The following is a 20,001-nucleotide window of genomic DNA, read 5'->3' as shown; positions in this document are numbered from 1 at the left end:
TAGCAAATCAATTAAAAAGCTTCACAGAACCTAATGAATTAATAATGTTTTTGTATCATACAGAAAAAAATCAATTAGTCAATAAAGAATTAATTTATTAATAACTAGTCAATAAAATAAAACCTTAAATTAAGCATCGTAATATGTTATTATAGTCACTTTGTTTAACTGCTAATATTCTATAATGAAATTATCTGATTTTGACTTTGATTTACCAAGCGAGCTTATCGCACAATATCCATCTGATAAGCGTGATCACTCGGATTTATTAATTGCCGGGACAAAGCCTATTAAAACTAAATTCTATAACATACTAGATTACTTAAGAGAAGGTGACTTGTTAGTCTTTAATAACAGTAAAGTGATAAAAGCTAAGTTACATTTGGGGAAGAATGTTACAATAAATTTGAATCAAAAATTATCAGATAATCTATGGTCGGCTTTTGCTAAGCCTGCCCGTAAGCTTAGTATCGGTGATGAGTTTATTTTTGATAATCATAAGGTAATTATTACTGAAAAACTTGCGATGGGTGAGATTAAAGTAAAATTTGAACTTGATGATATTTCTGTATTTGAATTTTTGGACAAGTACGGCGAGATGCCGCTACCGGTTTATATTAGACGTCATTGCGAGGAAGGACGCAGTCCTGACGCGGCAATCTCGTTACAAAATCCTGAGATTGCCACGGCGTCCCAAAAAACGCCTCGCAATGACGAAAAGCTAGACACTCTACGCTACCAAACAATCTATAGTAAAATAGAAGGCTCGGTTGCAGCACCGACGGCAGGCTTGCATTTTACAAAGGATATACTTGATAAGCTTAAAGAAAAAGGAGTGCAAACCGCATTTTTAACATTACATGTGGGAGCGGGAACTTTTTTACCTGTAAAAACCGAAAATATTCATGAGCATAAAATGCACACCGAATATTGCTCTATTACTCCTGAAACTGCTGAAATCATCAACAAAGCAAAGCAAGAGGGAAGACGCATTATTGCAGTCGGCACTACCTCGCTTAGAACTCTTGAGAGTGCTTACAATAACGGCATCATAAAGACAGGTAGCTTTGAAACCGATATCTTCATAACCCCGGGCTTTAAATTCCAAACAGCCGATATGTTACTTACTAATTTCCATTTTCCTAAATCTACTTTATTTATGCTTATATGTGCTTTTGCCGGATTTAAAGAGATGCATGAATTATATAAATATGCTATAAAAGAAAAAATGCGTTTTTTCAGCTACGGCGATGCAACACTTTTGTATAGGAAGATATGAGCAATATTAAAGAATATTCTTTTTTTATAAATCTAACCAAATTACCCTTTATAGAAGAGATTTGGCTTTTTGGCTCACGCAGCCGAGGTGATAATCATGAGCGTGCTGATATTGATATCGCCATCCTTTGTCCTAATGCAAATAAAGATGATTGGTATCAAGTTTTAGACATAATAGATGATGCAGATACACTTTTAAAAATAGATTGTGTACGATTCGATACATTAAACGATGATGATAAGTTTAAACAAAATATCATTAATTTTAAAAAAATTCTTTATAAAAAAGGTTCATACTAATGAAAGAAATATTTTGGAAAGATTCTTTCCTAGCACTAGGGCAAGCTATACAGCGTTTACACGAGGTTATAGAAAGAACTAAAATCGATAAAGAACCTATTTTTCTAGATGCTGCTATTCAAAGATTTGAATTTGTTATTGAATTATTTTGGAAAACCTTGAAAAAAATACTTAAACACGAAAAGACTGAAAGTAATACTCCAAAAGATGTCCTAAGTAAAGCTTTTCAGTTTAGTCTTATTGATGATGAGAAATTATGGCTCGGAATGCTTGATGATCGTAATATTACTTCTCATGTTTATAAATATGAAGATGCACAACGAGTTTTTGAAAATATTAAATTATATCTACCGGTTTTAGAAAAAACCTATAACAAACTAGAGAAGAAATATTTTGGATGATAAAATTCTCTACTTCATTAATATTAGATTCAAAACAAGCTGCATTATTAGAAGAATTAAAACAACTAGCAGCAGAACTTAACAAACCTAAGAGCTTATTTAAGTTCTTTAATCAAAAAAATTTAAAAAGCGGGATTTATTTATACGGTCCAGTGGGCAGCGGTAAGACTATGCTTATGAATTCTTTTTTTGAAGAGATAAGCATACCTAAAATAATAATACACTATCAGAACTTTATGCAGGAAATTCATAAATCTATGCATAAATTACAAACAGAAAATCAAAAAGATATCATTCCTAAAATTGCTAAAAACTATGCTAAACATACTAAACTGTTATGTATAGATGAGTTTGAAATTAAAGACATTACCGATGCAATGATAATCGGTAGATTATTTAATGAATTAATAAAGCAAAATATTTTTATTTTTATAACCTCTAACACGAGTCCCCATAATCTTTACAAAGACGGATTACAACGAGAATCTTTCTTACCTTTTATAAAGATAATCAATAATACATTTTACGTTAAATATCTAGATAATCAGCATGATTATCGATTTGATAAAGCGTTAGGAGTTAAAGGGGCAAGGATAATTTATCCCTTAACTTTAGAAAACCAAAACAAACTTGAAAAAATTATCACAGATATTAGTGATAATAATCTCGTTTCTCAAAATATACAGGTTCTAGGTAGAGAAATATCCTTTCAAAAAGTACATAAAAGAATATTAGTAACAGATTATAATGAATTATTTACAAGAGACTTAAGCTATATCGATTATGTTAATATTTGTCAAAATTTCAACGTTATTATAGTGGGGAATATTCATACTATCGATGCTAATGATACAAATACAGCCGTTAGATTTATCAATTTTATCGATAATGCCTATTTCTATAAAATACTCTTATTTATGAGCTTAGAAGATAACCCAAATAAAATATATCAAGGTTCAGCACGAGCCGCAGAATTCAAACGCACTATCTCAAGACTAAATGAAATGAATAGTACGGCTTATTTGTTAAATAATGATTTTAGGAATTGATTTTAATTAAAAATCTCTTCTTTTTTCTTTTCAAAAGGACGAGCATCATAAAATAATTCTATTCGAGAAATAAGATTTTCATTAAAAGATAATAATGAAGCACCCCTGAAAATACCTATAGGTTCAGGACAATCAAAATCCAGTGCTAACATAACCTTATCTCCGTCATGAAACTTTTCACGAATTGTAAGGTTCTTAAAAAACATCGAGAAATTTTTAGCAGCTTCTACAACTGATTCTTTACCATCCATAATCGATAATGGACCTATAAAATTAATGTTGGGATGTAAACATGATGCCATTTCATCAAAATTTTTATCACGCATAGCTGTGTAATAAGATATTGCTTTATTTAAGTTAGTATCAGTCATAATATTTATATAATTAGTTTTTTCTATTAAATTCTTTCTTGAGTGCCTCAATAATTTGAGGATCTTTTTTTAAATAACTTACAAAATTATCAGATAATGCATCTGTCGTAATATCTAATATACCCTGCTCCATGTCATCAAAAACACGAAGAGCTACATTAACAGGGGTTTCTTTCTTCACTTCAATATCTTCAGCCATATCAGTATCAATAGGACCAGGATAAACACCAAAAACAGGAATAAAATGCGAATACATCATCATTTCTATTCTAATAGCTTGCGTCAAAGAATATAGAGCCGCCTTTGAAGCTGAATAAGTAACATGTACCGGAGATGGATACAATCCTCCAATAGAAATTATGTTAACTATAGCACAATTACTATTTTTTATAAGATTTTCTGAAAAAGCATTTATAAGACGAAACGGAGCAAAGTAATTAATCTCCATCTCTTGGCGGGCTATTTCTTCGTTGTAATTACGAATACAACCGGTAAACCCTACCGCTCCGGAATTATTTATTAAAACCTGAGTATCTTTTGCTATTTGAACAACTTTTTTAATTTGCTCTAAGTTAGTTACATCTAATTCAACAGGAGCTACTTTTCCTTGAAATTTTGCAACTAGATCATCTAATTGAGAGATATTCCGTGCCGTAGCATAAACTTTTTTTGCTCCCCTTTTTATTGCTTCTTCAACAAGAGCTCGTCCTATACCTTTTTTTCGGCTAGCACCGGTTATAAAAACAACTAAATCTTTAACGAAAACTTTAGACATTTAGAATTCAATAATATTATAAGTAATCCATTAATAATATATCGTATGTCTTGAAGTCAAGTTATTTTGTTTTATTGCTTAGAAAGAGTTACTTTGTAGTATGAAATCAGACTCTAATATCATTCCTGCGGAAGCTGGAATCCATTTTAAAGCTAATTAAAATTTATTTACAGATAGACCTAAGAAATTTAATAAATTCATCAATATTGATATTTATATCGTCTTCTAAATGCTCTTCTGTTGTCTGATCTACGTAAAAAGGATAATAATCACATGACATATAATTTGCCATTCTTTTATAAAAACTTCTAGGAGGAGTTGTGCCGTGATCAATCTCTACTACTTTGCATTTTGGAGCCGCAAAAATAAGATTAGCAAATCCTGATCCGTGCGGTCCAACTATTATTTTTGCTTTATTAAAAAGCTGAGCCTGTTCATACGGCGAGGATAGCTCTAGATATATTATCTTAAAGCCTAGTTTCTCAATTTTTTCTATTAATTCTTCTTCATTAACTATTTTTCTGGTAGAAGCGTATTTACGAGAAATATATATTTTATCGTATGCTTTACTATTATCTTTAATAAAAATATTTCTTAAATCTTTTTTTAACCATAAAGGCAAAGGCATACCTTTTACCGGAATAAACGGTACAGATGGAATAATTAGTCTAGTAGCTTGAATTATACAGTCACTATTTACTACAAAAAGCTTATCTTCCGGTATATTTAAATAATTTAATACTATTTCTAATGACTTAATTTGCCATGAATATTTTAAATTATTAATATAGATACGGTCATATTCAAGGTCCGATTCTTTTAATATAATTAATCTAGGTAAAATTTGTAGCAGCCAATGATACCAATTTTCAGAACCAGAAGATGAAATTACTGCTAATTTTCCATTAAAATATAAAGGATTTTCTGTATTAATATCTCGTTTTTTATTTAATAAACGATGTTGATCACCTAAGCTTGTTTGAGTATCTTGTAGAATATAACCTTCCTGAGTTAAAATTCCACCTTCATTAATTACTGTGCCATTTGGTAACTCTAAAATAAATTGATCAGTATTTTTCTCTTTAAATAATTTTTTAATTTCTATGTTAGATTTTAGCGGGAAATAAGTTGATGTTTATTCTTTAATGCGTAAGCATTACTAATACAGAAGAGGATGAGAATTATGAATATAAAATATCTCATAAAGAGAAAGAAAGATAATTAAAAATTTGCATTGCAAGCTTGGCAGCGACTTACTCTCCCATGCCTTATGACATAGTACCATTAGCACTATGAGGTTTCACGTTCGAGTTCGGGATGGGATCGTGTGTTTCACTCATGCTATAACCACCAAGCTAGCAATACAAACTTTTAAAAAACAGATTTGTATTATAGTTTGCTGTTAATGTTGCTGCATGGTTAATGTCATATCGTGGCTTGACCACGGTATCCAGAAAGATTTATAATATCTGGATTCCTGCTTTCGCAGGAATGACAAGTTTAGTCATGCAACAACATTTTTATTCATCGATAAAGCTAATTTAACCTGATAACTTTGTGAGTTGATACTACATTTTTATAGAATTAACACTATATGCATATGTAATCTCACAGCAAAGTAAATCAATCGAGCTATTAGTATCAGTTAGCTACACACATTACTGTGCTTCCACACCTGACCTATCAACGTGGTGGTCTTCCACGGCTCTAATGGGGAAGTCTAGTTTTGAGGTGGGTTTCCTGCTTAGATGCATTCAGCGGTTATCCCTTCCGTACTTAGCTACCCAGCTGTGCCATTGGCATGACAACTGGTCCACCAGGGGTACGTCCACCTCGGTCCTCTCGTACTAAAGGCAGATCCTCTCAAACTTCCTACACCCACGGCAGATAGGGACCGAACTGTCTCACGACGTTCTAAACCCAGCTCACGTACCACTTTAATCGGCGAACAGCCGAACCCTTGGGACCTTCTCCAGCCCCAGGATGTGATGAGCCGACATCGAGGTGCCAAACGATTTCGTCGCTATGGACGCTTGGAAATCATCAGCCTGTTATCCCCGGAGTACCTTTTATTCGTTGAGCGATGGCCCTTCCACTCGGGACCACCGGATCACTATGACCGACTTTCGTCTCTGCTCGTCTTGTCAGACTCGCAGTCAGGCTAGCTTATGCCATTGCACTCTAAAAGTTGATTTCCGACCAACCTGAGCTAACCATCGCACGCCTCCGTTACTCTTTGGGAGGCGACCGCCCCAGTCAAACTACCCACCATGCATTGTCTCGGATCCTGATTCAAGGATCTCGGTTAGATGTCAAGAACCAAAAGGGTGGTATCTCAAGGGTGACTCCACAAAGGCTGACGCCTTCGCTTCGTAGTCTCCCACCTATCCTGCACATCTGATTCCTAACACCAGTGCAAAGCTATAGTAAAGGTTCACGGGGTCTTTCCGTCTGACCGCGGGAACTCCGCATCTTCACGGAGAATTCAATTTCGCTGAGTCGATACTGGAGACAGTGGGGAAATCGTTACGCCATTCGTGCGGGTCGGAACTTACCCGACAAGGAATTTCGCTACCTTAGGACCGTCATAGTTACGGCCGCCGTTCACTGGGACTTCAATTCAGAGCTTGCACCCCTCCTTTTAATCTTCCAGCACTGGGCAGGCGTCAGACCCTATACGTCGTCTATTGACTTTGCAGAGCCCTGTGTTTTTAATAAACAGTCGCTACCCCCTAGCTTGTGCCACCTGCACATGGTTGCCCATATACAGGTCATCTTTCTTCCGAAGTTACAGATGCAATTTGCCTAGTTCCTTCAGCATCGTTCTCTCAAGCGCCTTGGTATACTCTACCTGTCCACCTGTGTCGGTTTCGGGTACGGTCTATAATGAAGGTGTTATTTCCTGGAAAATATTCACTGCACAATCAATCCAATAAGACTGTACAATTTACTATTTTCGTCACATCCTTCAGGTTCAGGAATATTAACCTGATTCCCATCGATTACGCCTTTCAGCCTCATCTTAGGGGCCGACTAACCTTGCGCAGATTAACTTTACGCAAGAACCCTTGGACTTTCGGCGAGAATGTTTCTCACATTCTTTATCGCTACTTATGTCAGCATTCTCACTTCCGATACCTCCAGCAAACCTTACGGTTCACCTTCACAGGCTTACGGAACGCTCCGCTACCATTTATGCCAAATGCATAAATCCGCATCTTCGGTACATGACTTGAGCCCCGTTACATTGTTGGCGCAAGAAAACTTATTTAGACTAGTGAGCTATTACGCTTTCTTTAAATGATGGCTGCTTCTAAGCCAACATCCTAGTTGTTTTGGTCTTCTCACATCCTTTAACACTTAGTCATGATTTAGGGACCTTAGATGGCGGTCTGGGCTTTTTCCCTCTCGACTATGGACCTTAGCACCCATAGTCTGTCTGCTATGCTGTACTCGTCGACATTCGGAGTTTGATTGAGTTTGGTAAGTCTGTGGGACCCCCTAGCTCATTCAGTGCTCTACCTTCGACGGTAATCGCTATAACGCTCTACCTAAATAGATTTCGCGGAGAACCAGCTATATCCGAGTTTGATTGGCCTTTCACCCCTAACCACAGCTCATCCCCTACTTTTTCAACAGTAGTGGGTTCGGTCCTTCAGCGGATTTTACTCCGCTTTCAACCTGGCCATGGCTAGATCACCCGGTTTCGGGTCTAATTCATCTAACTAAACGCCCTATTCAGACTCGCTTTCGCTACGCCTACACCTAACGGCTTAAGCTTGCTAGATAAACTAAGTCGCTGACCCATTATACAAAAGGTACGCCGTCACAAGACATATAAATACGCTTGCTCCGACTGCTTGTAAGCATTTGGTTTCAGATACTATTTCACTCCCCTTGTCGGGGTACTTTTCACCTTTCCCTCACGGTACTTGTTCACTATCGGTCACTAGAGAGTACTTAGGCTTAGAGGGTGGTCCCCCTATGTTCAAACAGGATTTCACGTGTCCCGCCTTACTCAAGGACTTCAAACTTTTTACCTATACGGGACTATCACCCTCTATGGTCAACCTTTCCATGTTGTTTTAGTTATTTTTTTGAAGCCACTGGCCTGGTCCGCGTTCGCTCGTCACTACTAACGGAGTCTCGGTTGATGTCCTTTCCTCCAGCTACTTAGATATTTCAGTTCGCTGGGTTTGCCTCATATAGCTATGTATTCACTATACAATACCTAATAAATTAGGTGGGTTTCCCCATTCGGAAATCTTCGGATCAAAGTTTATTCGCAACTCCCCGAAGCTTATCGCAGCGTATTACGTCCTTCATCGCCTTCTAGTGCCAAGGCATCCACCAAATGCTCTTATTATATTTACTTAACGCTTTTAACTTGAGATTACACGATGCATACAGAATTAATTTCACAATTATTTTCAGTATCTACTCACGATATAAATTTTTATTATCGCGGTGTATTTAGTTTTTTAGCTTTATCAACTTTTTAAACAGCTACAAAGTTTTACGTTTCAAACTTTGTGTGATGATTTTATATCTATATTTTTAAAGCTTGTCAAACACTAATTTCAAATAATTTTAATTTTATTTCTTATGAGGGGGCTTAAAGTTATTTTAACTTCTTTTTAAAGTAGGCTTTGTCGGCTTTTTGTTCAGATTTGTGGTCCTTAATTATTTTAATACTGTATCTTTTAAAATATTTGTACCACGTAAAAATTCTTCTATATTCAAAGCTTTTTTACTCTCTTGCTGAAGTTTTTTCACTCGTAATATACCGCTTCCACAAGCTATTTCCAGCTTATCGCTAATAACGGTGCCGGAAGTAAAGTGATGATCCGCATTTAAATATTCTGCTTCAAGGATTTTAATTATTTTATCATTATAACTAAAATATGCTCCGGGCCAGGGATTCATGCCTCTTATTTTACAATCTATCTTATATGCGGATTCATGCCAATTAATTTTTCCTTCTTCTTTAGTTAATTTATGAGCATACGTAATGCCATCACTTGATTGTTTTATCGCCACTATATTATCGATATTTGCAAGTGTTTTTATTAGTAATTCAGATCCTAAATTAGCACATTTATTGTGCAATTCTTCCAATGTTGTCCTTTCTTCTAAATCAAAGTCTTCTTTCATCAATATATCGCCCGTATCAAGCCCCGCATCCATACGCATAATACATACGCTACTTTTCCGGTCGCCCTCTATAATAGTACGCTGCAGAGGAGCCGCTCCTCTATGACGAGGCAAATCGGATGGATGGATATTAAGACAGCCGTATTTTTTAGCCTCTAATATAGCTTTCGGCACAATAAAACCATATGCAATAACAACTATAATATCAGCATTAACTTTATTAATTAGATTTATTATTTCATCATTACGAAGAGTAGAAGGAGTATAAACAGGAATTTGATGCTCAAATGCTAATTGATGTATTGGAGATTTAGCTAAGTTTAGTCCTCTACCCTTAGCTTTAGGTTGCTGTGTAAAAACAGCTTTAACTTCGTGATGAGTTATAAGTTTTTTAAGAGCGGGAACTGCAAATTCAGGCGTTCCCATAAAGATTATTTTCACACTATATTATTTTTGAGTTTCTTGAGCTTACGAAGCGCTACATCTCGTTTTAAATTACTTAAATAATCAATCATAAGCTTACCTTCTAAATGATCATACTCATGCTGGATAACTCTTGCAAGCCAATCATTTGTCTGAAGTTCTTGCGGTTTACCATGATAGTCTAAATATCTAATTTTTATAGATTCCGGTCTTGCTACCTCAACACGTTGCTCCGGTAATGAGATACAGCCTTCATTAGCCGTAACTAGCTCTTCTGATTTTTCTATTATTTCAGGATTCACTATAAAAAGCGGATAAAAATCCTTTGGTCTTTCTACCGGATCATGATCTTTTATATCAATTACTAAAATACGTTTCAATACCCCTACTTGTACTGCTGCAAGCCCTCCCCCATCTTCATGGTACATAGTTTTAACCATATCATCCATAAATTTTCGTGTTTGATCGGTAACTTCTAAAACTCTCTGAGATTTCTGTTTTAACCTTTCATCCGGTGCTGTTACTATCGGTAATATTGACATAAGTATAATTTTAATTTTCGTTAAGTTATACCATAAAACTACTAAAATGTAAAGAAAGCAAACCTGCCTAATTCCGGCAATAGTTGCATAATAAACTCACCTATTTGCAATAATTTGTCGAATTAATAATATTTAGTAAAAAATAATAGCAAATATCAGATAACATGTTAATAAATAAGGCTTGCTTAAAATTAAGGAGGAACAATAATGCATTGGGGTGATATTGAAGAAATTGCCGAACAACTCGAAGAACATTGTAGCGATCAGTATAATGAAAAAAAAATTTCATTATTAAAGCTAGAGAAACTGATTAGAGATTTAAAGGACTTTGAAGATGAAGAGAAAAAAGTCGAAGAAGTTACATTAGAAGAAATTTTAGACAAATGGGAAGAATTACGTGAAGAAATTAGAGAAATTGATTAAGTAGCTTTTTGAGTTATTTTCAGGCATTTATAAATTAACTTTATAAAAATATATTATAATCAATAAAAATATAGCAACTGCCTGAAAAAAAACTCTTAAAGTCATTAGCTTTGAACTAAATTTCTTATCAAACTTTCCTCCGATAGCCATCGACACTACCCCTATAATAAGAACCAAAACGGTTAAACCAATCGCAATTAATAACCACATCATAATTTATTACTCAATATATAACTTCCTACACAAAGATTATATGCTTTTTCTCTTTTAAATCAATTATCTAATTAATATTGATAATTAGTTAAAAAATTAACTATTCTTTACAAAAAATAACAATTCTAGGGACACAAATATCTAATTTATCAAATATAGATAATTCAACAATTACTTTAAAAGAAAAAAGAGATATTAGGTTCTTGCGTTCTTATTAATTTCCACTTAAAAATATCTAAAAATACAAATAATTTAATTTTCCGCACGCAAGAACCTAGAGTATTTTGAGAAACCTAATCTAAGCTTTCTGAGTTACACTATATATATTATCTATCAGTTTAACAAAAGCACCATTTCCTAAAACATTAGCACAAGTGATCACAGGATCAAACAAGATATAAAGAGCTGTAATCAGAGACATCATATTAGTATTAAAACCTAGATATTGTTCAAGTATAGGAAGCATTACAATAATTCCTCCACCTGGTATAGCTGCTACTGAAAATTTTGCCAATACAAAATAAAAAGCAAAAATAAGATAATTAAATAAAGTAGGTTCAGCTAATCCATAGCTTTTTAGTATAGCATAAGCCAAAATCGGTATAGCGAAACAATCGCCAACAAGGTGAATATTTACTGTTATTGGTACAACGGTACGAGCGAGTGCTTTATTATTTGTATTATTTTCCGCTCCTATTATACTAAGTGGCATACTTACAACACTAGACATTGCACTAAATCCACTTATAGACGCTGGCATCATATTACTGAGGCTAACTATGAATTCCTTAACTCGACAGTTACTTAAAATAAAATAAGCAAGAAAGATATAGCCAAACTGAGCAAATGCGATTGTCCCAAAAATGAACATATAATCTTTAATAATTATACCTAATACTTCATCAAACTGTAATTTTACGATAAAGCCCATTATAAATAAGGGAATTATATAGATAAACAATCGCAATATTTTTGCAACAAATGCTTCTATCTTGAAAGCCAATCCAATTGCAATCTCAGCACAAAATTTTGAGGATATAAAGCCTAAGATAATACTACTAAATACGATTTTATCATTAGAAATAATATTAGGGAAATTAAGTAACCATAAAGGCTTTAAGCTATCATTTTCTATAGGAGAGATCATTGATAAATCGAATTGATATATGTATATACCTACATAATGACTTATGAAGGTAGAACAAAAATTAGACCCACATACTAGTAATAATATTAAGAAAACTATACGTGTTGCATCTTTGGCTAGCATTACAACAGATTTAAAAAGTAAGCCAAAAATAATTAAAGGAAGAAATAATCCAATTATAGATTTAATAGATAGACTTATTGAATATAATAACCTTTTTACTTCTAAACTCATTAGTGGGTTCAATAATATGATAGCTATGATAATAGCCATTAAAATAAGTGGCATTTTACGAAACATAAAACTTACCTAATAATAATTAGTTAATTTAAAGGGGTGGATATAATTAAAAGAAAGATATAGAGATATTGTTACCGGCTTAAACCGGTTGTAGTAGTAAAGAAAGACTGGAAAGTTAATATTTGCATATTCATAAATTCAATATACAGTTATTATAGAGAGAAAAATTAGTGTTGCAATACTTTTTTAGAAGTTCTTTGGGAGGTACTGGTAACTAAAAGCAGAGCAGTTAATAAATTAACGTCATTGCGAGGAAAATTACAAAGTAATTTGATGAAACAATTTTTCGAGTGTCATCCCGTGGCTTGACCACGGGATCCAGTTAAAATTATTATATTTATTGTTTTTATGGACCCCGTGGTCAAGCCACGGGGTGACGCTGAACGCATTTATTTATCCACGTAACAACTACTACACTTCTTCAGATTGTTCTAATCCCTCTTCCTCTAACTCACTATCTTCTTCGTTTTCAGAAGTTTCAGCAATTAAAGAGACAGACACGACTTTTTCACCATCATCTAGCTTAAATAGGATTACACCGCTAGTGTTACGTCCCGTAATACGCACTGATTCAAGTTTACAGCGAATTAACTTACCGCTATTGGTGATCAGCATTAACTCATCATCCATTTTAACCGGCATAACGCCGACTACTAAACCGGTTTTGTCGTTGATATCCATATTAATTACACCGCTACCGCCACGATCGGTAATTCTATAGCCATATGCCGAACTTCTCTTACCAAAACCATTCTCAGTTACGGTTAAAATAAATTCTTCGGAATTTGCCATTTCTAAAATAGCCTCGACAGTTAAGCTTACGCCAAGTTCTTCAGGATTAAACTCTTCACCTTTAGCAATGCCGAGCCTCTGCTCCCATGGCACAGATAAATAAGCGTCTCTATCTTCTTTTGTACTGCTAATGCCTTTAAGCACGGTCATAGAAATCACGAAATCGTCTTTAGCTAATTTCATACCTCGTACCCCGTCGGAAGTACGGCTCTTAATAATACGCAGTGATTCAACAGGGAATCTTAAAGCTTTACCGGCTTTGGTAGCAAGTAAAATATGCTCGTCTTCTTTACATGGTTTTACGTCTATTAATTTATCGTCCTCATCAAGCCTAATAGCAATTTTACCGTTCGACTGAATCTTTTTGAAATCTAATAAATCGCTTCTTCTGATGTTACCCTTAGCAGTTGCAAACATAATATTTAAATTATCCCACTCATCCTGATTTTCAGGTAGCGGCATAATATTCGTAATATGCTCATTTTCTTTCAACGGTAATATATTAACCATTGGTCTTCCTTTACCTTGCGGATTACTTAAAGGTAATTTATACAGTTTTAAACTATAAACCTGACCTATATTTGAGAAGAACAACATTGGCGTATGAGTACTACCGACAAAAACTTGCGTGGTAATATCTTCATCACGCATTGAAAGCCCTGATCTTCCTTTACCGCCACGTTTTTGTGAACGATAACTACTTAGAGGTACACGCTTGATATACCCGCCAAGCGTTACGGTTACAACCATTTCTTCACGCTGAATTAAATCTTCTATATCTTGATCAAATTCGCCGAATTCAATTGAAGTAAGACGAGGAGTCGCAAATTCTTCTTTAACTTTAATTAGCTCTTCCTTTAAAATCTCAAGTAACCTTGTACGAGAGCCAAGTATATTAAGGTACTCGGCAATTTCCGTAGCAAGGTTTTTTAAATCATCTTCAAGCTTGTTTTTCTCCATAGCAGTTAAACGTTGTAATCTCATTTCTAAGATTGCTTTTGCTTGCACTTCGGTAAAGTTACATTTACCATGCTCATTTAACATTGCTTTATCATCAACAAGCTTTACAAGCGGCAGAATATTTAACGCATCCCAGCTACGGGCCATTAATTCCTGTTTAGCGGCATTGGGGTCATTTGAAGCTTTAATAATACGTATTATTTCATCGATATTACTAACGGCAATGGTTAATCCTAGTAAAATATGTGCTCTATCTCTTGCTTTATTTAGCAAATATATAGTACGGTTAGTAATTACCACTTCCCTAAAACTAACGAAAGCTGCAATTACTTCTTTCAAATTCATCACTTTCGGTAGCCCGTCTTTAAGAGCAAGCATAATAACACCGAAACTAGTTTGTAGCTGCGTACATGCGTATATTTGATTTAAGACTACTTCAGCAACTACATCTTTCTTTAACTCAATAAAAATCCTTACACCGTTTTTATTCGATTCGTCACGTAAATCACTTATACCCTCAATACGTTTCTCTTTAACCATCTCAGCAATCTTTTCAACAAGCCTTGCTTTATTTACCATATACGGTATTTCGGTAATAATAATTGCTTGACGGCTATTACCGATATTCTCAATCTCGGCTCGACCTCGCATAATTATACTACCTCTACCGGTAAGATATGCCGATCTAATACCGCTAATACCTAAAATCATTGAACCTGTAGGAAAATCAGGTCCTTTAACGACTTCAAGTAAATCTAATATTTCTATATCGTTATTATCTGTATATAAACAACAAGCATCGATAACCTCACCTAAATTGTGCGGAGGGATATTAGTTGCCATACCGACCGCAATACCTCCGCTACCGTTAACCAATAAATTGGGAAACATTGCAGGAAGTACGGAAGGCTCTTCTTCAGAACCATCGTAATTAGGGTTAAAGCTGACGGTCTCTTTATCGATATCCTCCACAAGCTTATGCGAAACTTTGGCCATTCGAGATTCGGTATATCTCATTGCCGCTGCCGCATCACCGTCCATCGAGCCGAAATTACCCTGCCCGTCTACAAGCGGTAAACGCAAGGAAAAATCTTGTGCCATACGTACTAACGAGTCGTAAATAGCACTGTCACCGTGCGGATGGTATTTACCCATCACGTCACCGACAATTCTTGCGGATTTTCTATAAGGTTTGCTCGCATGATTACCGGCTTCATGCATAGAATAGATAATTCGGCGATGCACCGGCTTTAAGCCGTCCCGAACATCCGGTATAGCTCTACTTACTATAACGCTCATAGCATAATCAAGATAAGATACTTTCATCTCATCTTCGATATTTACCGGTACTAAATTGGAAAAATTTTGATCAGTCACGATTGCTTAGCCTTGAATTAATGAATTATATTTAATTATAGAGACATAATAAATTTCTTTCAAGGATTGCTTGTATTTACTTTATACTTTGAAAGGCAGTATTAAAATTCTTTTAGAAAGGAGTTTTAAATAATGTGTAGCCAAGATAAAAGGAGATTTTTATTTTGGCTACTAATTTAATTTTATCCTAAAATTTCTACACAATTATTATTTTCTATACTAGTATCACTTTGAAACTCATAGAAGGGATTAGCCAAACTTATTGCTTCATATAATAGGTTATTCTCTGATTCTATGTCTAATTCCTTATTGATGAACCACTCATTTATATTTTCGTTATAGATAAATAAATCTTTAGCTGATGATTCTAATTCATTTAAATCATCGCTAGAGAATCCAATTTTACTTAAATCATTATTAATTCTATTAATTAAATATCCTCTTTCTATTAATAGCTTTAGCAAGCCATATTCACCAAATAAGTGTGCTGTTCCTACACAACATACAATATCTTTATTATATTCTTTAAAGTAATGATCTATTTTAGTTATCCATGCTGTGTTACGTTGTTTAATGAGCAGTGCATCATCTGATGGGATCATATCTGTCAACATATGCCCTTTCAAATATTCTAAAGATATGATATTCATCCATCTTGGGTCTTCTATACAGGAAACAACATAATTCTCAAGGTATTGTATGTCCATACCTTGCATAGTATTCGTGTCATCTAAGTTTTGCACTAACTTTCCTTCTTGACTGTAATGTCTTGCTAACTCCGAATCCATACCTTTATGTCCTTCCTGTGCAGCAAACATTATAACCCCTTCATGAGATAAATCGTGTAATTTAAGATTTAATTCCGATTTATGAGATAAAGCTTTTGCTGCTATCTTTAATATTCTTGGATCAATATCATCATGGGTACTATCAGCATTTTTATTTAGCAATTTTAAGTCTGATAAGAGTTGTAATCTCTCTGAAACAGATTTTTCTCCATCTCCTTCGGTAATAAGTATTTTCTGTTTCAATAAAAATTCTTTTGCTACCTTTGGCAAGAAATCTATGCTTAAAAAATGTACTGACCCTAATAAATAAGCCGATTTATTATCACGACTAAATTCAAATAAAAACATATCAAACCTTAAAGATTAATTAATTTTAACTAAATATAAGGTAATATATTGAGCTGATTTTTATTGTCAATCAGGATTATTGTTTTTATGGACCTAGTTAGCAAGCCACGGAGTGACACAGTGGATTTTACCGGTCCACGCAACAATGCCTGCTTGCAGTGACGACTTAGGTATCTACGCAACAAGCTCTTTAGTCACTTGCAATGACGACATCAACCGTTTCTAGGCAATGACATAATCGTAAGAGTTAACAAACTTTATTATATATTAGAATTATTTTATACTTTCTAAATATAATGAACGCTGCTCTATTCTTTTTATATCATCTAATGTTACTGGTTCTTCTAACCTTTGTTTAAACTTAGCTCTCAATTTTTCTATAGTAAACTCAGCTCCATTTTGTGACAGACGTGAGGAGCGAAGCCTATAATAATAGGCGAAAGGGCGGACAACGAAGCACAAAGTGGGGATCAGTTTACTATAATCTTTATTTTTTTTAGAAACCGGTAATATTTTAGATAATAATTTATTAGTTTTGTTGAACATGTAATTGCTCCCGATTGATTAAACTTAAATTGCTCAAGTTTCAACCACCGAAGAGAAATATCCCTTGGTGGTCGGGGGAGTTCAAAGAACCGCCTAAGACAGCTACAATAGCCTTTAAGCTTAAAGCAATGCTTTAAGCTCTGTACATAGCTATTATCTCCCCGACCGCGATGAAGTCGAGGATTATACCATTTATACGGCTGATAATACCGCTTAGGAGTGAGGCTTTGAAACCCCAGAATAACGTTACCGCTATTCTTGCAAGAGATTTTACTCAATTTTTTTGAAATGTCAATTAGCTATCGATGTTATTGTGTGGAACGGTTTCATCGTCATTGCGAACGACAAAAGATGGTGTTGCATGGCTCAAAAAACCCGCTCGGTGTCATACCGTGGCTTGTCCACGGTATCCAGTAAAACAACTAAAAATACTAATATTATTAGTATTTTTAACTAGATCCCGTGAATAAATCACGGGATGACAAAGGCGAAGCCGAGCCATGCAACAACGCCTTATCACCCCAACCATGACAAAGTTATTAAAAGTTATATCAAATTAAGAAGAAGTAACTATATTAACAAACCTCTATAGACTCAGAATTGCCTATTAATATCCCGAAGCCTTCCCCTCCGTTATCATTATTATCATAATAATAATTAAAATCATTTTTAGGACAACACGGTTTAAATATAATATCTTTAGTAAGCCTTGTATTTATAGTAGCATGCAATCCATTCGCCGAAGAAACTATTGCTCCATTACCTAAGCTATTATAATTTATATTAGAAAAATTTCCAAATTTGAGTGTATCACTGCCTGATACCGAACTATCCCTTGCTCCTAGATTCTCTATGCTAGCACTATTATATATTGTTGTACTTTTTGTCATAATTTCTACCTTATTTTTTGTTAAAAAACCATTATACACAAAATTATAAATTAAGTAAAGAGAATATTAATAAATTAGTATTTTATTTACTTTTCTCCTCCTGCTGTTTATACCAAAGTTCCGCATAATAGCCTTTGTGCTGTAGCAAGGTTTTATGGTTGCCTCGTTCGACTATATAGCCGTTATCTAAAACGATAATCTCGTCTGCATCGATAATAGTCGATAACCTATGAGCAATGATAAGGGTAGTATGATGTGCTGAGATCTCTTTAAGGCTTGCTTGGATTAGCTTTTCGGTTTTAGTATCAAGCGAGCTAGTAGCTTCATCAAAAACATATATTGCCGGATTTTTTAGGATGGTTCTTGCGATTGCAATACGTTGTTTTTCGCCGCCTGAAAGCTTTAAGCCTCTCTCGCCTACCTGCGTTTCATACCCTTCAGGCAGCGTGCTAATAAACTCATGAATATGAGCATTTTTTGAGGCTGCTATAACTTCGTCATAGCTTGCTGCGTTATTACCGTATGCGATGTTGTAATATATCGTATCATTAAATAATACTGTATCTTGCGGAACAATCCCGATAGATTTACGTAGCGAGCCTTGAGTAACTTCTCGTATATCTTGATTATCTATAGTAATGCTACCGCTATTAATATCGTAAAATCTGAACAACAAGCGTGATATAGTTGATTTCCCTGCCCCGCTACTACCTACCACCGCTAAAGTTTTACCGCTACCAATCGTAAAACTTATATTGTGCAAAATCGGACGTTCCTGATTATAAGCAAAGCTAACATTATCAAAACTAACCTCACCTTTTGAGATAATTAACTCCTTAGCATCTACTACGTCCTCTACTTCTGCCGGTATATCTAAAAGATTAAACATATCTTCCATACTAACTAGAGCGTTTTTAATTTCTCTATAAGCAAAGCCAAGTATTGAAAGCGGAATTGATAGCTGAAACAAGTAAGTATTAACCATTATTAAATCGCCGACGGTCATTTTATTCTGATTAATAGCATTTGCCGAAAGTATCATAAGACTAACAAGCCCTAAGGATATTATAACATCCTGCCCGATATTTAAAATCGATAGGCTGTTAGTAGTTTTAGTGGCTGATTTTTCATAAGTTTGCAGAGCCTCATTAAACTTTATCGCCTCATATTCTTCATTACCGAAATATTTAACAGTTTCAAAATTCAGTAAACTATCGATTGCTCTATTATTGGCGGTGTTATCACTTTGGTTCATTTCCCTTGCAAAAGAAATACGCCAAGTACTGATTAGGAAAGTATAACCAACATAAACTATCATGGTTATTAAAATAGTTACGGCAAACCAAATACCATAAACATACCATAACATCCCGCTTACAAGTATAATTTCTACGCTTGTCGGAAAAATATTAAATAATGAATAACGCAGCACCGCTTCAATACCTTTAGTACCACGCTCTATTGACCTACTTAAGCCCCCTGTTTTTCTAGTAATGTGAAAACGCATACTTAAATTATGCATGTGCTTAAAGACATTTAGAGCAACTAAACGAGTTGCCTGATGTCCTACCTTTGAAAAAATGATATTTCGTAATTCACTGAAAATTTGAACAAGTATTTTTGTTCCACCATATGCAACAATAATCCCGATAATAACCGACAGAGCAAAATTTTTATTTAGCCCGTCTATTATATATTTATAAACAATCGGAACGAAAATATTGATTACTTTAGCTATGACTAGACAAATAAGAGACGTAACAATACGCAGGCGTATATCAAAATCCTTCGACCATAAATACGGCAGAAGTAGATAAAATGAATTTTTGTGATTGTTGTTGGACATGAAATTGTCATACCGTGGCTTGTCCACGGTATCCAGTTAAAATTATTAGTATTTTTAGTTGTTTTTATGGATACCGTG

At 34.6% G+C, this 20,001-nt stretch carries 17 protein-coding genes, 2 rRNA genes and 1 pseudogene; 5 read left to right on the top strand and 15 right to left on the bottom strand.

What is annotated here, in order from left to right:
- Positions 1-184: 184 nt before the first annotated feature.
- From queA to zapE, 4 genes are read left to right on the top strand one after another with little or no spacing between them, the layout of a single operon-like run.
- A complete protein-coding gene (gene queA / locus H6P87_RS01470; protein WP_202069745.1) occupies positions 185-1,279 on the top strand; it encodes a tRNA preQ1(34) S-adenosylmethionine ribosyltransferase-isomerase QueA in 1,095 nt (364 codons plus the stop codon).
- The gene (locus tag H6P87_RS01465) at positions 1,276-1,578 is read left to right on the top strand and encodes a nucleotidyltransferase domain-containing protein (protein WP_202069744.1); all 303 of its coding nucleotides are present in this window, start codon (positions 1,276-1,278) and stop codon (positions 1,576-1,578) included. The genes queA and H6P87_RS01465 overlap by 4 nt, the downstream gene beginning before the upstream one ends.
- Positions 1,578-1,979 carry an HI0074 family nucleotidyltransferase substrate-binding subunit gene (locus tag H6P87_RS01460; RefSeq protein ID WP_202069743.1) on the top strand — a complete coding sequence of 134 codons (402 nt, stop codon included), beginning with the start codon at positions 1,578-1,580 and terminating at the stop codon, positions 1,977-1,979. The genes H6P87_RS01465 and H6P87_RS01460 overlap by 1 nt, the downstream gene beginning before the upstream one ends.
- Positions 1,976-3,028 (top strand): cell division protein ZapE, encoded by a 1,053-nt coding sequence (gene zapE, locus H6P87_RS01455; RefSeq protein WP_202069742.1) that lies wholly within the window; start codon positions 1,976-1,978, stop codon positions 3,026-3,028. Before H6P87_RS01460 ends, zapE begins: the two co-directional genes overlap by 4 nt.
- A gap of 2 nt (positions 3,029-3,030) precedes the next feature.
- Here the strand turns inward: zapE and H6P87_RS01450 are convergent, their stop codons facing one another.
- The 7 genes from H6P87_RS01450 to def form a co-directional block, all read right to left on the bottom strand.
- Positions 3,031-3,399 (bottom strand): nuclear transport factor 2 family protein, encoded by a 369-nt coding sequence (locus H6P87_RS01450; protein WP_202069741.1) that lies wholly within the window; start codon positions 3,397-3,399, stop codon positions 3,031-3,033.
- Positions 3,400-3,412: 13 nt separating this feature from the next.
- Entirely contained in the window at positions 3,413-4,174 is a 762-nt protein-coding gene (locus H6P87_RS01445; RefSeq protein ID WP_202069740.1) for an SDR family NAD(P)-dependent oxidoreductase, read from the bottom strand.
- Positions 4,175-4,337: 163 nt separating this feature from the next.
- A complete protein-coding gene (locus H6P87_RS01440) occupies positions 4,338-5,000 on the bottom strand; it encodes a glycosyltransferase family 61 protein (protein ID WP_246438088.1) in 663 nt (220 codons plus the stop codon).
- A gap of 414 nt (positions 5,001-5,414) precedes the next feature.
- A 5S ribosomal RNA gene (rrf, locus tag H6P87_RS01435) occupies positions 5,415-5,529 on the bottom strand.
- A gap of 259 nt (positions 5,530-5,788) precedes the next feature.
- Positions 5,789-8,549, bottom strand: a 23S ribosomal RNA gene (locus tag H6P87_RS01430).
- 308 nt (positions 8,550-8,857) lie between these two features.
- On the bottom strand, positions 8,858-9,769 hold the full coding sequence (gene fmt / locus H6P87_RS01425; protein ID WP_202069739.1) for a methionyl-tRNA formyltransferase: 912 nt from the start codon (positions 9,767-9,769) through the stop codon (positions 8,858-8,860).
- Positions 9,766-10,293, bottom strand: a complete 528-nt coding sequence (def, locus tag H6P87_RS01420) for a peptide deformylase (RefSeq protein WP_202069738.1) — start codon at positions 10,291-10,293, stop codon at positions 9,766-9,768. The genes fmt and def overlap by 4 nt, the downstream gene beginning before the upstream one ends.
- 207 nt (positions 10,294-10,500) lie before the next feature.
- Between def and iscX the strand changes: the two genes are divergently transcribed.
- A complete protein-coding gene (gene iscX, locus H6P87_RS01415) occupies positions 10,501-10,716 on the top strand; it encodes a Fe-S cluster assembly protein IscX (protein WP_202069737.1) in 216 nt (71 codons plus the stop codon).
- 27 nt (positions 10,717-10,743) lie between these two features.
- Here iscX and H6P87_RS01410 read toward each other — a convergent pair whose 3' ends face one another.
- The 8 genes and pseudogenes from H6P87_RS01410 to H6P87_RS01375 form a co-directional block, all read right to left on the bottom strand.
- Positions 10,744-10,929 (bottom strand): twin transmembrane helix small protein, encoded by a 186-nt coding sequence (locus H6P87_RS01410; protein WP_202069736.1) that lies wholly within the window; start codon positions 10,927-10,929, stop codon positions 10,744-10,746.
- A gap of 100 nt (positions 10,930-11,029) precedes the next feature.
- Positions 11,030-11,195, bottom strand: a pseudogene (locus H6P87_RS01405) (peptide deformylase).
- A 32-nt stretch (positions 11,196-11,227) separates the two neighbouring features.
- Complete coding sequence (locus tag H6P87_RS01400) at positions 11,228-12,310, bottom strand: cation:dicarboxylate symporter family transporter (protein WP_246438141.1); 1,083 nt, start codon at positions 12,308-12,310, stop codon at positions 11,228-11,230.
- A gap of 477 nt (positions 12,311-12,787) precedes the next feature.
- Complete coding sequence (gene gyrA / locus H6P87_RS01395) at positions 12,788-15,505, bottom strand: DNA topoisomerase (ATP-hydrolyzing) subunit A (protein ID WP_202069734.1); 2,718 nt, start codon at positions 15,503-15,505, stop codon at positions 12,788-12,790.
- A 182-nt stretch (positions 15,506-15,687) separates the two neighbouring features.
- Positions 15,688-16,641, bottom strand: a complete 954-nt coding sequence (locus H6P87_RS01390; protein WP_202069733.1) for a TraB/GumN family protein — start codon at positions 16,639-16,641, stop codon at positions 15,688-15,690.
- Positions 16,642-16,914: 273 nt separating this feature from the next.
- A complete protein-coding gene (locus tag H6P87_RS01385) occupies positions 16,915-17,187 on the bottom strand; it encodes a hypothetical protein (RefSeq protein WP_202070179.1) in 273 nt (90 codons plus the stop codon).
- A gap of 575 nt (positions 17,188-17,762) precedes the next feature.
- The gene (locus H6P87_RS01380; protein WP_202069732.1) at positions 17,763-18,077 is read right to left on the bottom strand and encodes a hypothetical protein; all 315 of its coding nucleotides are present in this window, start codon (positions 18,075-18,077) and stop codon (positions 17,763-17,765) included.
- Positions 18,078-18,159: 82 nt separating this feature from the next.
- On the bottom strand, positions 18,160-19,923 hold the full coding sequence (locus H6P87_RS01375) for an ABCB family ABC transporter ATP-binding protein/permease (protein ID WP_202069731.1): 1,764 nt from the start codon (positions 19,921-19,923) through the stop codon (positions 18,160-18,162).
- Positions 19,924-20,001: the final 78 nt, after the last annotated feature.

Origin of the sequence: Rickettsia tillamookensis (assembly GCF_016743795.2) — a bacterium.
Taxonomy (GTDB): Bacteria; Pseudomonadota; Alphaproteobacteria; order Rickettsiales; family Rickettsiaceae; genus Rickettsia; species Rickettsia tillamookensis.
The sequence above is the reverse complement of the archived record's forward strand: the minus strand, read 5'-3'. Positions and strand labels throughout refer to the sequence as shown.